Below are 14202 nucleotides of genomic sequence, written 5' to 3' on the forward strand. Positions count from 1 at the left end.
GTGCCCCCTGTGCCGACCAAGTCTCCTGCCTCCACCGCCAAACCTGCTGCCAAAAAAGAAGCCGAGCTGAAGGTCACCCCGACCGCAGCCGGCACCGACGTGCCTGTGAAAAAGAAACCCGGTCGCCCGCCGAAAAACCCCGCTGCCGCGGTGGAAGCCGGCGGCGCCAAGCGCGGCCGCAAGCCCAAGGTGGCCATCAAGGGTGACGGCGACGAGGACATGTCCGACATCGAGGACGATCTGGTCGGCGAACCGGTGGTGGAAACGACCGAAAAGGTCAAACCGCTGCGCATGAAAATCAGCAAGGCGAAGGAACGCGCCTTGATGAAAGAGTTCGGCTTGGACGAGACCGTCCTGTCCGAAGAAGACATGGCCAAGCGCCGTGCACGCCTGAAGGCACTGATCAAGCTCGGCAAGACCCGCGGCTACCTGACCCACGGCGAAATTTCCGATCACCTGCCCGACAAGCTGATCGACGCCGAAACCCTGGACGCGGTCATCGTCACCCTGAACGACCTGGGTGTGGCCGTGTACGAGCAGACGCCTGACGCGGAAACCCTGCTGATCACCGCCAACGCGCCCGCCGGCTCCACCGAAGAGGAAGCCGAGGAAGCCGCTGAAGCCGCCCTGTCCACGGTGGACAGCGAGTTCGGCCGCACCACCGACCCGGTCCGCATGTACATGCGTGAAATGGGCACGGTCGAGCTGCTGACGCGCGAAGGCGAGATCGAGATCGCCAAGCGCATCGAGGGCGGCCTGATGAAGATGATGGAAGCCATCTCCGAAAGCCCGGCCACGATTGCCGAGATCCTGCGCCTGGGTGAAGACATCCGCGAAGGCAAGGTGGTCATCTCCACCGTGGTCGACGGTTTTTCCAACCCCAACGAAGCCGACGATTACGTGGCCGAGGAAGACTTTGACGAGTTCGACGAGGAAGACGACGACGACGGCAAGGGCGGCTCCAAGGCGCTGACCAAGAAGCTCGAAGAGCTGAAGAAGGAAGCGCTGAGCCGCTTCGACACCATCGCCTCCCTGTTCGAGAAAGTCCACAAGACCTACGACAAGGAAGGCTGGGGCACGCCCACCTATACCAAAGCGCAAAAAGCCCTGAGCGACGAGCTCATGACCGTGCGTTTCACCGCCAAGACGATTGAAAAACTGTGCGACCTGCTGCGCGGCCAGGTGCTGGACGTGCGCAAGAAAGAGCGTGAGCTGCGCCGCATCATCGTCGAGAAGTGCGGCATGCCGCAGGAAGTCTTCATCAAGGACTTCCCGCCCAACCTGCTGAACCTGAAATGGGTCGAGAAACAGGTGGCTTCCGGCAAGCCCTGGTCGGTCATCATGGCGCGCAACATTCCGCCCATCCAGGAACTGCAGACCAAGCTCGGCGAACTGCAGGCCCGCGTGGTCGTGCCGCTGGCCCAGCTCAAGGACATCAACAAGCGCATGAACGAAGGCGAGACCAACTCGCGTGACGCCAAGAAAGAGATGATCGAGGCCAACTTGCGCCTGGTGATCTCGATCGCGAAGAAATACACCAACCGCGGCCTGCAGTTCCTGGACCTGATCCAGGAGGGCAACATCGGTTTGATGAAGGCAGTCGACAAGTTCGAATACCGCCGCGGCTACAAGTTCTCGACTTATGCCACCTGGTGGATTCGCCAGGCGATCACGCGTTCCATCGCCGACCAGGCCCGCACCATCCGCATCCCGGTGCACATGATCGAGACCATCAACAAGATGAACCGCCTGTCGCGCCAGCACTTGCAGGAGTTCGGCTTCGAGCCCGACGCCAGCATCCTGGCCGAAAAGATGGAGATTCCGGAAGACAAGATCCGCAAGATCATGAAGATCGCGAAAGAGCCGATCTCGATGGAAACACCAATCGGCGACGACGACGATTCGCACCTCGGCGACTTCATCGAGGACAGCGCCAACACCGCACCGCTGGAAGCCGCGATGCAGGCCGGCCTGCGCGATGTGGTCAAGGACATCCTCGACAGCCTGACACCGCGCGAAGCCAAGGTGTTGCGCATGCGTTTCGGCATCGAGATGAGCACCGACCACACGCTGGAAGAAGTTGGCAAGCAGTTCGACGTGACGCGTGAACGCATCCGCCAGATCGAGGCCAAGGCGCTGCGCAAACTCAAGCACCCTTCGCGTTCGGACAAGCTGCGCAGCTTCATCGACACGCTGTAAGCACCCGGCCCCCTTGCCGCGCAAGCGGCACGGCAGCCCAACGCCCCGGCCCGCCCACAGCGGTCCGGGGCGTTGTTTTTTGTGCATGGAACGAGCTGCAGCCCTCATGGGTTGGACCTGGGGCGCTTCATAAAAGATAGCAAACTGTGCCGCGCAAGCGGCCTTCGCCTGCGCCACCCTACACTTGGCGTTCACCGAACTCGTCCACCAAACTGCCATGAGCGCTGCACGACATGTCTGAATCCACCGACTTCCTCATCATCGGCGGCGGCATCGCCGCTGCCTCCGTCGGCTACTGGCTGGCACCGCACGGCCGTGTCACCCTGCTCGAGCGCGAGCCGCAGCCGGGCTACCATTCCACCGGCCGCTCGGCTGCGCTGTTCATGGAAAGTTATGGCACGCCCCAGGTGCGCGCCCTCACCATGGCCAGCCGGGCCTTCCTGCAGTCGCCGCCCGAGGGTTTTGCCGAACACCCGCTGCTGGGCCCGCGCGGCGCCATGATGGTGGCGACCCACGGACAGGATGCGCTGCTCGCCGAACACTGGGACATCCTGCGCGCCATGACGCCGCATGCGCAGCTGCTGGACGGCGCAGGCGCCTGCGCCAGGGTGCCCGCGCTTCGCCCCGGCAAGGTGCTGGGCGCGGTGTACGAACCCGAGGCCGCCGACATGGACGTGCATGCCATCCACCAGGGTTATCTGCGCGGGTTGCGCCGCGCAGGCGGCGTGGTGGTGTGCAACGCAGAAGTCACGGCACTTGAGCGCGCCAGTGGCGTCTGGCGGGCGAAGGCGGGCGGCCAAGTGTACGAAGCGCCCGTGGTCCTCAATGCCGCTGGCGCCTGGGCCGACGTGGTCGCCGCCCTCGCCGGCCTGCCCGGCATCGGCCTGGAGCCGCGGCGGCGCTCGGCCTTCATCTTTGCGTCCCCGGAAGACGTGAACACGGGCGGCTGGCCGCTGACCGGCGGCGTAGCCGAAGACTGGTACTTCAAGCCCGACGCCGGCATGCTGCTGGGCTCGCCGGCCAATGCCGACCCGGTGGCGCCGCATGACGTGCAGCCGGAGGAAATGGACATCGCCCTAGCCATCCACCGCATCGAGGAGATGACCACGCTGTCCATCCGCCGGCCCACGCGCACCTGGGCCGGGCTGCGCTCCTTCGTTGCCGACGGTGACCTGGTGGGCGGCTTCGATGTCCACGCGCCGGGCTTCTTTTGGGTCGCGGCCCAGGGCGGCTACGGCATCCAGACCTCGGCCGCGATGGGCGAGACCTGCGCCGCACTCGCGCGCGGCCTGCCCGTTCCCGAACGCATCGCCGCCTTCGGCCTCACGGCCGCCATGCTCAGCCCGTCCCGACTGAGCGCTGCGGCGGCCTGACCCTCGCTCAGTCCAGCGCGGCCAGCGCCATCATGCCGGCGGCCGTGTTGGAAATCGGGATGTGGTAGTTGGTGTGCACCTTGCGCACGCGGCCCGGCACGGCGGCGCGCGTGGCCAGCCACATCAGCAGCTCCACACCCTGGGTGCCGGTTTTTTCGACGAGTTCATGGATGCTGTATTGCGCGGCCCACTCGGGCTCGCTGATCAGGCTGTCCATGAACTTCAGGTCAAAGGCCTTGTTGATGAAACCGGCGCGTTCGCCGTCGAGCTGGTGGCTCAGGCCGCCGGTGCCTATCACCACCACCTTCCTGTCGCTGTCCCACGACGCGATCGCCTCGCCCACCGCCTTGCCCAGGGCCAGGCAGCGTTTGGCGCTGGGCAGCGGAAACTGCACGGTGTTGATGCAGATCGGCACCGTCAGCACCGGGCACGGGCCCTCGGGCCAGAACAGCTTGAGCGGCAGCGTGAAGGCGTGGTCCACCAGCATTTCCTGGCAGGTCGTGATGTCGAACTCCTTGTCCACCAGTTCATTGATGATGTGCCAGGAGAGCTCGGGCACACCCCGGAACGGCGGCAGCGTGGGAATGCCCCAGCCTTCGTCGGCATTGCGGTACTCGGGCGCGGCACCCACGGCAAAGGTCGGCATCTTGTCGAGGAAGAAGTTCAGGCCGTGGTCGTTGTAGAACACCACCGCAATGTCGGGCTTGACCTCGTCGAGCCAGGCCCGCACCGGCAGAAAGCCGTCAAAGAAGGGTTTCCAGTAGGGCTCCTGCTGGGCGCCCCGGGCGATCGCACCGCCAATGGCGGGCACGTGGGAAGTGGTCAGGCCACCGATGATTTTTGCCATGCTGCTTTTCCTCAGGCCAACAGTGTGGCGGGTTGATCGTTCTGCGCGAGCAGCCGCGCCTTGAAGGCCTCCTTGCTCAGGCCGGTCTGCGCGGCACCCAGGTCCTGCACGTCCAGCCCCAGGATGCCGGCGAACTTGGCCAGGTAGTACACGTTGCCGCCCGCCGCCAGCAGGCCCAGCACGTTGCGCGTGCGTATGGCTTGGGCCTGCTGCCCGTTCAGGCCATAACGAAGCATGTAGCCCACCTCATCGGTCTTGAAGGCAGCACGGTTGTCCGCGTTGTTGAACGAGAAACACATCTTGTTGAGCGCATAGCCTTTTTGGGCCTGCTCGCCGTCAAACAGCGTGGTGCCGGGAATCGGCTTTGGCGGGGAATGGGACACGGAAATCTCCTCGGGTTGACCTGTATCAGTACCCCAGTATTGCCGCCCGATTACAAAAGATAAACCGATGAATGCTGATGGAACCCATGAATGAATCCGATGGATCCGGGCTGGACGCCAGGTTGCTGCAGTTGCTGCTGACCGTGCTCGACACCGGCAGTGTGACTGCGGCGGCGCAGCGCCTGGGCGTGACGCAGTCCGCCGTGAGCCACGGCCTGGACCGGTTGCGCGCCATCACCGGCGACCCGCTGTTCGTGAAGGCCGGCCGCGGCATCGTGGCCACCGCACGCGCCGAGGCCCTGGCCCTGCCGGCGCGCGAACTGCTGGGCGCACTGGAGCGTTTTGCGCGGCTCGGCAGCTTCGACCCCGCGCGCTGGCAAACCACCTTCACGATCGCCGCCAATGACTTCCAGCGCGACCTGCTGCTGCCTGCGCTGGCCGCGCGCCTGCGCATGCAGGCACCGGGCGTGGTGCTGCGCGTGATCCCTTCCGCAGTGCCGCGGCTGGAAACACTGCGCAGCGACGACTGCCAGCTGGCCATCAGCCCGCGCCCGCCCGAAGGCAGCGACATCGTGCAAAAACGCCTGTTCGAAGACCAGTACCGGGTCTTTTATGACCCGGCGGAACGCGAGGCGCCGCGTACCGAGGCCGACTACCTGGCCGCCAGCCACGCCACCGTGGTGTACGAGCCGCGCCGCAGCCTGGAGCTGGACCAGGTGCTGGCGGCGCGCGGCCTGAAGCGGCATTTCACGGTGATGGTGCCGTCCTTCAGCGCACTGCCGGCCTTTCTGCGCGGCACGCCGTTGCTGGCCACTGTGCCGGGGCTGCTGGCGCACCACAGCTTCCAGGGCCTGGCCAGTTGCCAGCCGCCTGTGCCTTGCCCCTCCATGCCCATGTACGCGATCTGGCACCTGCGCTACCAGCAGGATCCGGCGCACCGCTGGCTGCGCGAACAGCTGGATGCCGTGGTGGGCCCGGCGCTGGCCGACGCCGCACCGGGCTAGATTTTCAGTAAAACAGGCCGCTAGCCCTTATGGATAAACCGCAGGGAGCTATCAATACAATAGCATTCCGCCGGAATCCGATCAAGCGGCAAATTCCTCGGTGTCCACTTCGCTGACACTCTGTGCGCTGTAGCGGTGTCCGGTGACGGTGTCCTGGTTGACCAGCGCTTCCAGCCTGGCCAGCAGGCCCGCGTCCAGCCGGACGTTCATCGCGCCGAGGTTGTCGTGCAGATGCTCGATGCTGGTGGTGCCGGGAATCGGCACGATATGCGGTGCCTTGTGCAGCAGCCAGGCCAGCGCGAGCTGGGCCGGCGTGCAGCCCGCCTCCTGCGCCAGCGCCTTGTAGGGCGGCAGCAGCTGAAGGTTGGCCGCGTAGTTCTCCGGCGAGAAGCGCGGCATGGCCTTGCGGATGTCCTTGGCGTCCAACCTGCTCACGTCGTGCAGCGCATCGCAGAGGAAGCCTCTGGCAACCGGACTGAAGGCGACAAACGTCGCGCCCAGCTCGCGGCAGGCCTCCAGCACCGCGATCTCGGGGTTGCGCGTCCACAGCGAATACTCGGTCTGCACGGCCGCAATCGGGTGCACCGCATGGGCCTTGCGCAGCGTGGCGGCCGACACTTCGGACAGGCCGATGGCCCGCACCTTGCCCGCGCGCACCAGATCCGCCATGGCACCCACGCTGTCCTCGATCGGCACCTTCTTGTCCCAGCGGTGCAGGTAGTAAAGGTCGATCACGTCGGTCTGCAGGCGCTGCAGGCTGTCTTCGCAGTTCTTGCGAAGGGTCTCGGGCCGGCCGTCGATCACGCGTTTGACGCCGTCCTCGAACTGCACACCCGCCATGCCGCCCTTGCTGGCCAGTGTGAAACGGCTGCGGTGCTTTGACAGCACCTTGCCCACCAGCGTCTCGTTGGCACCGAAGCCGTACAGCGCCGCCGTGTCGAAAAGCGTGACGCCGGCATCGAGAGCGGCCAGCAGCACACGTTCGCCCTGCTCCGCCGATGGCGGCGCACCGTAGGCGTGGCTCAGGTTCATGCAGCCCAGGCCGATGGCTGTAACGTGGAAGGGGCCTATGGTTCGTTCTTGCATCACTCAAGCTTACTGGAAACGAAGCTGGATCGTGGCGCCTTCAGCCGCCGGCCCGCCAATGTCAGCCAGGCGCTGCCGCCATAGGCGGCCACCAGGTCATGGGCGGTCTCGGCCCATGCGGGATGGCTGGCGTCCATGCCCAACTCCTCAATGAAATCTGCCTGAACAACCATGAACTGGCGCCGGTACGGCAACAGGAACGCCCGCGGATCAGCTTTCAGAGCCGTTTGCGCGTCCTCGTACCTGGCCAGCCACAGATTGAGCAACATGCCGGTCTGCGGCGCGTGCCAGAACGTCCCCATGTCATCCTCCCGCGTCGCCAGGCCTCCCAGCACGACCCGCGCGTGTTCCCAGTGGACAAAGCCCACCTCGCGCGCCACCTGGTTCAGGCAATGACGCAGGCGTAGCTCGCCAGGCCCCGTCTCTCCCCGCCGGGCGGCGTTGAGACCAAGCCGCGCACGTGTCTTCAATTCATCGAGCAGCGCGCTCACGTGAGCTCCAGCACGGTGCTGCGGCAAAGCTGTGACAGCATGGCCCTCAAACGCTCCCGCGCCGCATCATCCATGCCCGCCAGCGCTTCCGAGCAAACAGCCTCGGCGGTCACTGCAGCCTCGGTCACGCGCGCCCGTCCGGCCGGCCGCAGTGCCACCATGCGCCCGGGCTCCCGCTGGAGATAGCCGGTCTTTTCGAGGGGCGCAAGCTGCCGGACCACGGCCGACATGCGTACCCCCAGGGGTCGCACCAGGCCGGCCAGCGGGAGGCGCCCGCCTTCTGCCTGTGCCAGGAGGCGCAGCAGAATGAACTCGCCCAGGCTCAGGCCATGGAAGAGGCCCAGAACGTCGTCCAGTTTCAGCGTGAGGCTTGCATGCGCCAGGCTGACCTGCAGGCAATCGTCAAGTGCATTGGCTTTCATACACCCAGTTCCTCGCGCCACATCGCCAGCAGCCCGGCCAGCTCCGCCTTGTAGTCGAAGGCCGGGTCGTCTCGTCGCTTGACGAGGTCGATGACTTCGAAGCGGCAGTTGTCCGGCCCGAAGGCCAGCCAGTCCTGTTGCAGGTGTTTGTCGCGGTAGGACTTGCGGTCCAGTTCGAAGCGGGCGCGGTTCATCGCCGCGTGCACGTTGGTGCTGGCTTCCACAATCACGCGGCCGCTGGACAGGCTGCGGATGGCGTAGACGCCCATGGGCGGCGGGGTTTCCCGGTACTGCTTTTTCAGCTCGCTGCGCGTGCGGCCGGCAGAAGCCGGCGCGGGAACAGGGGGAAAAGAAAGGGTTGATGCCATGACAAGACTCCTGGGTGCGCTACATGCCAATCCCGCGCTTGGCCAGCGAACCCGTGATCTGTCAGGTTGATAAAAAATGAAGGAGGGTGAGAGCCTCTTGTGCGGGCAGGCGCCCCTCAGCGCCTGAGCCGCAATTATAAAGGCCCGAGGGCCTGTTAACAGGCCCTAGTTCAGTTGCTGCTCCAGGTCGTGCAGCACCTGGTAACACGGCAGCACTTTGGCGACGCTGGAATTGGGCTCGCGGCCCGCGCGGATGGCGGCGAAAAATTCGCGGTCCTGCAGCTCGATGCCGTTCATGGACACGTCCACCTTGCTCACGTCGATTTTTTCTTCCTTGCCGTTGAACAGGTCGTCGTAACGCGCAATGTAGGTGGCGCTGTCGCCGATGTAGCGGAAGAAGGTGCCCAGCGGCCCGTCGTTGTTGAAGGACAGGCTCAAGGTGCAGATCGCGCCGTTGGCGGCCTTGAGCTGGATGCTCATGTCCATCGCAATGCCCAGCGCCGGGTGAATCGGCCCCTGGATGGCGTTAGCCTTCACGATGGGGCTGCCGCACTGGTAGGCGAACAGGTCCACCGTGTGGGCCGCGTGGTGCCACAGCAGGTGGTCGGTCCAGCTGCGCGGCTGGCCCAGCGCGTTCATGTTGCTGCGGCGGAAGAAATAGGTCTGCACGTCCATCTGCTGGATGTTGAAGCGGCCCGCCGCAATTTCCTTGTGCACGTACTGGTGGCTGGGGTTGAAGCGGCGGGTGTGGCCGCACATGGCGACCAGCCCGGTCTGCTTCTGCAGGGCCACCACCTCCTGGGCGCCCTTCAGGGTGTCGGCCAGCGGGATCTCCACCTGCACATGTTTGCCCGCCTTCATGCAGGCAATGCTTTGCTCGGCATGCATCTGCGTCGGCGTGCACAGGATCACGGCGTCCACCTCCTTGAGCGCCAGGCTGTCGGCCAGGTCGGTGGTGACATGGCCGATGCCGTATTTGGCAGCGACTTCTTTCGTCTTCTCCAGATCGCGGCTGATCAGCGAGATGACTTCCACGCCATCGATGTTCTTGATGCCGTCGAGGTGTTTGATGCCGAAGGCGCCTGCACCAGCCAATGCGACTTTGATGGTTTTGCTCATTTACTTGTTCTCCAGAATCAGGTGGCCCACCGCCGTATTGCTGGCGGGCACATGGTAAAAGCGGTGGGCGACCTTGGGCGCGGGGCCACCGGCCACGTCGGACATGGCGCCGCGGGCGATTAGCCACATCACGAGTTCGATGCCCTCCGAGCCGGCTTCGCGCACATAGTCGATGTGCGGCTTGCCGGCCAGGCCTGCCGGGTCGGTGATCAGCTGGTCGAGGAAGGCGTTGTCGAACTCCTTGTTGATCAGGCCGGCACGCGGGCCCTGCAGCTGGTGGCTCATGCCGCCTGTGCCCCAGATCTGCACCTTCAGCGGCTTGTCAAAACTCTCCACTGCCTTTCGGATGGCCTTGCCCAGCTCGAAGCAACGCCGGCCCGACGGCACGGGGTACTGCACCACGTTGACGGCAAACGGAATCACCGGGCAGGGCCAGGCTTGCGGCTGGCCGCACATCAGCGACAGCGGCACGGTCAGGCCGTGGTCCACGTCCATTTTGTTGACGATGGTGAGGTCGAAGTCCTGCTGGATCACCGACTGCGCAATGTGCGCGGCCAGTTCGGGGTGGCCGATGACCTTGGGCACAGGGCGCGGACCCCAGCCCTCGTCGGCCGGCGTGAACTCGGCCGCGGTGCCGATGGCGAAGGTCGGAATCATCTCCAGGCTGAACGCCGTGGCGTGGTCGTTGTAGACCAGGAAAATCACGTCGGGCGGGTTGTCCTTGAGCCACTGTTTGGAGTAGTCGTAACCCTTGAACACGGGTTGCCAGTAAGGCTCGCCGCTTTTGCCCAGGTCGAGGGCCGCGCCGATGGCGGGCACGTGCGAGGTGTAAACGGATGCGGTGATTTTGGCCATGTTCAGGCACTCGCTTTCTGGCCGGCTTTGCCTTGGGGTTGGTGCTGGGCCTGCGCAGTGCCGTCTTCGCCGACCACGCGGTTTCCCTCGACGGAGCGGCCGCCACCGATCATCATGTCGCGGTACTCCTCTTCGGTCATGCCGGTCATGCTGCCTGCCATCTGCTGAAAGCTCTTGCCGTCGGTCGCGCCGATTTTGGCCAGGAAGTAGATGTTGCCGCCGGCCTTGATGCAGCGGTTCAGGTCGCGCGCCAGCACCGCCTGCTTCTGCTCTTCGGTCATGGGCCACTCATCGAGGTAGGCGCGCTCATTGGCCTTGAAGCGTTCGCGGTTGGCGGCCTTCATCAGCGACATGCAGAACTGGTTCAGGTGGTAGCCCAGGCGGGATTGCTCGGCGTCAAAAATCGTGGTGCCGGGGACATCGAGGTAAGGTTTTTCGAGTGACATGATGGTTTCTCTTTGACCAGTGGTTGAACCTGACGCAGTCAGCTCCAGTAAAGCCGGGTCGGGTTGTCGACGAGCAGCTTGCGCTGCAATTCGGGCGTGGTGGCGATATGGGGAATGTAGTCCACCAGCAGGCCATCGTCGGGCATGTGGTTTTTCAGGTTGGGGTGCGGCCAGTCGGTGCCCCAGAGCACACGGTCGGGAAAGGTCTCGACCAGGCGCCGGGCAAAAGGCACCACGTCGCGGTAGGCGTTCTGCTCGCCGTTCAGCGCCGGCGGGCCGCTCACGCTGAGGCGCTCGGGACAGCTGACCTTGCTCCAGATGTTGTCGTGCTCGCGCATCATCTTGACGAACAGCTCGAACTCGGGGCCGTCCACCGGCTTGCTCACGTCGGGCCGGCCCATGTGGTCCACCACCACCGTGGTCGGCAGCGCGGTGAAAAAGTCGTACAGCTCGGGCAGGTCCTGTGCCTCGAAATAAACCACCACATGCCAGCCCAGGGGCGCAATGCGGTTGGCAATCTCCAGCAACACCTCGCGCGGCGTGAAGTCGGCCAGGCGCCGGACAAAGTTGAAACGCGTGCCGCGCACGCCGGCTTCATGCATCTCCTGGAGCTCGGCATCGGTGACGTTGCGGTTGACGGTAGCGACACCGCGCGCCTTGTTGTTCGAGTGCCGCAGCGCATCGACCAGCGCACGGTTGTCGCTGCCGTGGCAGGTGGCCTGCACGATCACGTTTTTATCGAAACCCAGGTGGTCGCGCAGCGCGAACAGCTGGTCTTTGGAGGCGTCGCACGGCGTGTACTTGCGCTCGGGCGCATAGGGGAACTGCGCGCCCGGGCCGAACACATGGCAATGCGCGTCCACCGCGCCGGCGGGCAGCTTGAAGCGGGGTTTGGCGGGGCCGTCGTACCAGTCGAGCCAGCCTGGCGTTTTGGTGAAATCGCCCGTCGCAGTTTTTTCCATGGTCAGCATTCAGTCGGTTTTTCAGTCAGTGTGTCAGTCGATGTACTTGAGGCCGGCCTTGGCCAGCGGCTCCCGCATGTTGTACATGTCCAGGCCCAGAATGCCAGAGGCCAGTTTGGCGCGTTTTTCGCCTTCGTTGGCTTCGCGGGCTTCGGCGGCGTCGGCCACCTTCTTGACCCACTCGGCCGGCACCACCACCACGCCGTCGTCGTCGGCCACCACCGCATCGCCCGGGTTGACACTCACGCCCGCGCACACCACCGGGATGTTCACCGAACCCAGCGTGGCCTTGATCGTGCCCTTGGCGCTGATGCCCTTGCTCCACACCGGGAAGCCGATTTCCTCGAGCGTCTTGACGTCACGCACACCGGCGTCGATCACCAGCGCCCGCGCACCGCGCGCCATGAAGGACGTGGCCAGCAGGTCGCCGAAGAAGCCGTCACAGTTGTCGGCGGTGAGGGCCGCCACCACGATGTCGCCGGGCTGGATCTGTTCGGCCACCACATGCATCATCCAGTTGTCGCCGGGGTGCAGCAGCACGGTCACCGCGGTGCCCGACACCTGCGCGCCGCGGTAGATGGGGCGCATGTAGGGCTTCATCAGCCCGACGCGGCCCATGGCCTCGTGCACGGTGGCGGCGCCCAGGCGGGTCAGCCGGTCGACGGCGGCCTGGTCGGCGCGCACGATGTTGCGTTTGACAATGCCCAGAGTGGTCATGATTCGTATCTCCGTCAATTAAAGGCTTTTGGCCTTGAGGCGCGCATCGAGGCGCGGAAACACACGGCGCACATTGGCCTCGTAGATCTGGTGGCGGTCATCGGCGCTGAGGATCTTGCTGGCTTCGATGTAGCGCTTGGTGTCGTCGTAGTAGTTGCCGGTTTCGGGGTCGATGCCGCGCACCGCGCCAATCATCTCGGAGGCAAACAACACGTTTTTCACCGGGATCACCGTGTTCAGCAGGTCAATGCCCGGCTGGTGGTAGACGCAGGTGTCGAAGTAAATGTTGTTGAGCAGGTGCTCGGACAGCAGCGGCTTTTTCAGCTCCTGCGCCAGGCCGCGGAAGCGCCCCCAGTGGTAGGGCACGGCGCCGCCGCCGTGTGGAATCAGGAAGCGCAAGGTCGGAAAGTCCTTGAACAGGTCCGAGGTCAGGCACTGCATGAAGGCCGTGGTGTCGGCGTTCAGGTAGTGCGCACCGGTGGTGTGAAAACACGCGTTGCAGGAGGTCGAGACGTGGATCATCGCGGGGATGTCGTACTCCACCATCTTCTCGTAGATCGGGTACCAGTGTCTGTCGGACAGCGGCGGCGAGGTCCAGTGGCCGCCCGAAGGATCGGGATTCAGGTTGATGCCGACGTTGCCGTAGTCCTTCACGCACTTTTCCAGCTCGGGGATGCAGGTGGCCGGATCGACGCCGGGCGACTGCGGCAGCATCGCCACCGGCACGAAGTTGTCGGGAAACAGCTGGCTGACGCGGTAGCAGAGTTCGTTGCAGATGGCCGCCCAGGTGGACGAGACATTGAAGTCACCGATGTGATGAGCCATGAAGCTGGCACGCGGCGAAAACAGCGTGATGTCGCTGCCGCGCTCTTTCATCAGGCGCAGCTGGTTGGTCTCGATCGACTCGCGCAGCTCGTCGTCGCTGATCTTCAGCTCAGCCACCCTGGGCATCATGGCCGGGTCCTTGATGCCGGCGATCTGCCGGTTGCGCCACTCTTCCAGCGCCTTGGGGGCCGTGGTGTAGTGGCCGTGGCAGTCGATGATCAATGATTTTTTCATACAGGTCTCCTGGAAATGCAAGGGGGTGTCGGTCAGGCGGCGGGGTCCATGCCCTGGCGGCGCTTGGCCTCGGCGGCCTGCGGCGTGTTCATGGATGCGAGCATGGCGCGCACCGCTTCTGCGTTGCGGGTGCCGGTGCACACGCCGGCAGAAAAAGTGGTGATGATCTGGATGGCCGGCGGCAAGGGGCCCAGCACGGTGATGCCCTGCAGGTGCATCAGTTCGCTCAGTTGCTGAAAACCCAGCTCGACCTCGCCGCACGCCACCAGCGAACCGACCGGAATGCCCGGCGGCGGAGTCACGATGCGGTTCTGGATCTCGCCGGCGATGCCCCAGCGCTCGAACAAGCCGGCCAGCGCCACGCCGCTGGGCCCGGTCGAGTAGCTGATGCTGCGCGCGGCGCGCACCGCCTCGCGCAATGCGTCTTCCGTCGAGATGTCGGGCCTGGGCGCGCCGGCGCGCACGGCAACGGCCACACCCGAGCGGACCAGGTCCACCCTGCTGCCGGCCAGCACATGGCCGGAAGCGATCAGCCTGTCGATCGCGTCGGATGCCAGGATCACGACATCAAAGGCCTCGCCGGCCTGCACGCGCCTGGCCGCATCGACGCCGCCGACCGATTCGATGGCCACGCGGCAGTCCGATTGCTGCTCGAAAGCCGTCACCAGGTCGGCCAGCACCAGGCGGGTGGCCATGGAGGAAATGCCCTTGAGGTCGGTCGTCATGGCAGTCGGTCAGCGTGGAGGGTCATGCGATTGATTGTGACGACGGCCCTGCCTCCCGCCAAGGCAGCGCGGTTTCTAGCTGATATAACATACCGGCATTGATCGACGCCTGTTATATCCATTCAGGACAACTACAGGACAACCCG

16 protein-coding genes are annotated in these 14202 nt (G+C 64.8%); 3 read left to right on the forward strand and 13 right to left on the reverse strand.

Going from position 1 to position 14202, the window contains the following annotated elements:
- Window positions 1–9 precede the first annotated feature (9 nt).
- Both rpoD and B7X65_RS02290 read left to right on the forward strand, forming a co-directional pair.
- A complete protein-coding gene (gene rpoD, locus B7X65_RS02285; RefSeq protein WP_293592359.1) occupies window positions 10–2199 on the forward strand; it encodes an RNA polymerase sigma factor RpoD in 2190 nt (729 codons plus the stop codon).
- Window positions 2200–2432: 233 nt separating this feature from the next.
- On the forward strand, window positions 2433–3572 hold the full coding sequence (locus tag B7X65_RS02290; protein ID WP_293592360.1) for an FAD-dependent oxidoreductase: 1140 nt from the start codon (window positions 2433–2435) through the stop codon (window positions 3570–3572).
- Window positions 3573–3579: 7 nt separating this feature from the next.
- On the opposite strand, the gene B7X65_RS02295 is transcribed toward B7X65_RS02290, so the two are convergent.
- Entirely contained in the window at window positions 3580–4419 is an 840-nt protein-coding gene (locus B7X65_RS02295; protein WP_293592361.1) for a class III extradiol dioxygenase family protein, read from the reverse strand.
- An 11-nt stretch (window positions 4420–4430) separates the two neighbouring features.
- On the reverse strand, window positions 4431–4802 hold the full coding sequence (locus B7X65_RS02300) for a protocatechuate 4,5-dioxygenase subunit alpha (protein WP_293592362.1): 372 nt from the start codon (window positions 4800–4802) through the stop codon (window positions 4431–4433).
- A 77-nt stretch (window positions 4803–4879) separates the two neighbouring features.
- Here B7X65_RS02300 and B7X65_RS02305 point away from each other — a divergent pair, with 77 nt between their 5' ends.
- Entirely contained in the window at window positions 4880–5806 is a 927-nt protein-coding gene (locus tag B7X65_RS02305; RefSeq protein WP_293592363.1) for a LysR family transcriptional regulator, read from the forward strand.
- An 81-nt stretch (window positions 5807–5887) separates the two neighbouring features.
- On the opposite strand, the gene B7X65_RS02310 is transcribed toward B7X65_RS02305, so the two are convergent.
- The 11 genes from B7X65_RS02310 to B7X65_RS02360 form a co-directional block, all read right to left on the reverse strand.
- Window positions 5888–6892, reverse strand: coding sequence for an aldo/keto reductase (locus tag B7X65_RS02310; protein ID WP_293592364.1), 1005 nt, complete (start codon window positions 6890–6892; stop codon window positions 5888–5890).
- On the reverse strand, window positions 6892–7383 hold the full coding sequence (locus B7X65_RS02315) for a hypothetical protein (protein WP_293592365.1): 492 nt from the start codon (window positions 7381–7383) through the stop codon (window positions 6892–6894). Before B7X65_RS02315 ends, B7X65_RS02310 begins: the two co-directional genes overlap by 1 nt.
- Entirely contained in the window at window positions 7380–7805 is a 426-nt protein-coding gene (locus B7X65_RS02320; protein ID WP_293592366.1) for an AsnC family transcriptional regulator, read from the reverse strand. The genes B7X65_RS02315 and B7X65_RS02320 overlap by 4 nt, the downstream gene beginning before the upstream one ends.
- Window positions 7802–8173, reverse strand: coding sequence for a GIY-YIG nuclease family protein (locus B7X65_RS02325; RefSeq protein WP_293592367.1), 372 nt, complete (start codon window positions 8171–8173; stop codon window positions 7802–7804). The genes B7X65_RS02320 and B7X65_RS02325 overlap by 4 nt, the downstream gene beginning before the upstream one ends.
- Window positions 8174–8338: 165 nt before the next feature.
- Window positions 8339–9292, reverse strand: coding sequence for a Gfo/Idh/MocA family oxidoreductase (locus B7X65_RS02330; protein WP_293592368.1), 954 nt, complete (start codon window positions 9290–9292; stop codon window positions 8339–8341).
- Complete coding sequence (locus B7X65_RS02335; protein ID WP_293592369.1) at window positions 9293–10147, reverse strand: class III extradiol dioxygenase subunit beta; 855 nt, start codon at window positions 10145–10147, stop codon at window positions 9293–9295.
- A gap of 2 nt (window positions 10148–10149) precedes the next feature.
- A complete protein-coding gene (gene ligA, locus B7X65_RS02340) occupies window positions 10150–10593 on the reverse strand; it encodes a protocatechuate 4,5-dioxygenase subunit alpha (protein WP_293592370.1) in 444 nt (147 codons plus the stop codon).
- A 38-nt stretch (window positions 10594–10631) separates the two neighbouring features.
- A complete protein-coding gene (locus B7X65_RS02345) occupies window positions 10632–11555 on the reverse strand; it encodes an amidohydrolase family protein (RefSeq protein WP_293592371.1) in 924 nt (307 codons plus the stop codon).
- 33 nt (window positions 11556–11588) lie between these two features.
- Entirely contained in the window at window positions 11589–12272 is a 684-nt protein-coding gene (gene ligK / locus B7X65_RS02350) for a 4-carboxy-4-hydroxy-2-oxoadipate aldolase/oxaloacetate decarboxylase (RefSeq protein WP_293592372.1), read from the reverse strand.
- Window positions 12273–12290: 18 nt separating this feature from the next.
- On the reverse strand, window positions 12291–13319 hold the full coding sequence (locus tag B7X65_RS02355) for an amidohydrolase family protein (RefSeq protein ID WP_293592453.1): 1029 nt from the start codon (window positions 13317–13319) through the stop codon (window positions 12291–12293).
- Between the two features lie 44 nt (window positions 13320–13363).
- On the reverse strand, window positions 13364–14056 hold the full coding sequence (locus tag B7X65_RS02360; protein ID WP_293592373.1) for a substrate-binding domain-containing protein: 693 nt from the start codon (window positions 14054–14056) through the stop codon (window positions 13364–13366).
- Window positions 14057–14202: the final 146 nt, after the last annotated feature.

Source organism: Polaromonas sp. 39-63-25, from assembly GCF_002278925.1.
Lineage (GTDB): Bacteria > Pseudomonadota > Gammaproteobacteria > Burkholderiales > Burkholderiaceae_C > Polaromonas.

Bases quoted from the DNA above. Each gene is read 5' to 3' on its own strand.
- B7X65_RS02290 (WP_293592360.1), top strand. From the start codon at position 2,433: ATGTCTGAATCCACCGACTTCCTCATCATCGGCGGCGGCATCGCCGCT.
- B7X65_RS02295 (WP_293592361.1), bottom strand. From the start codon at position 4,419: ATGGCAAAAATCATCGGTGGCCTGACCACTTCCCACGTGCCCGCCATT.
- B7X65_RS02305 (WP_293592363.1), top strand. From the start codon at position 4,880: ATGGAACCCATGAATGAATCCGATGGATCCGGGCTGGACGCCAGGTTG.
- B7X65_RS02310 (WP_293592364.1), bottom strand. From the start codon at position 6,892: ATGCAAGAACGAACCATAGGCCCCTTCCACGTTACAGCCATCGGCCTG.
- B7X65_RS02320 (WP_293592366.1), bottom strand. From the start codon at position 7,805: ATGAAAGCCAATGCACTTGACGATTGCCTGCAGGTCAGCCTGGCGCAT.
- B7X65_RS02325 (WP_293592367.1), bottom strand. From the start codon at position 8,173: ATGGCATCAACCCTTTCTTTTCCCCCTGTTCCCGCGCCGGCTTCTGCC.
- B7X65_RS02330 (WP_293592368.1), bottom strand. From the start codon at position 9,292: ATGAGCAAAACCATCAAAGTCGCATTGGCTGGTGCAGGCGCCTTCGGC.
- B7X65_RS02335 (WP_293592369.1), bottom strand. From the start codon at position 10,147: ATGGCCAAAATCACCGCATCCGTTTACACCTCGCACGTGCCCGCCATC.
- ligA (WP_293592370.1), bottom strand. From the start codon at position 10,593: ATGTCACTCGAAAAACCTTACCTCGATGTCCCCGGCACCACGATTTTT.
- B7X65_RS02345 (WP_293592371.1), bottom strand. From the start codon at position 11,555: ATGGAAAAAACTGCGACGGGCGATTTCACCAAAACGCCAGGCTGGCTC.
- ligK (WP_293592372.1), bottom strand. From the start codon at position 12,272: ATGACCACTCTGGGCATTGTCAAACGCAACATCGTGCGCGCCGACCAG.
- B7X65_RS02360 (WP_293592373.1), bottom strand. From the start codon at position 14,056: ATGACGACCGACCTCAAGGGCATTTCCTCCATGGCCACCCGCCTGGTG.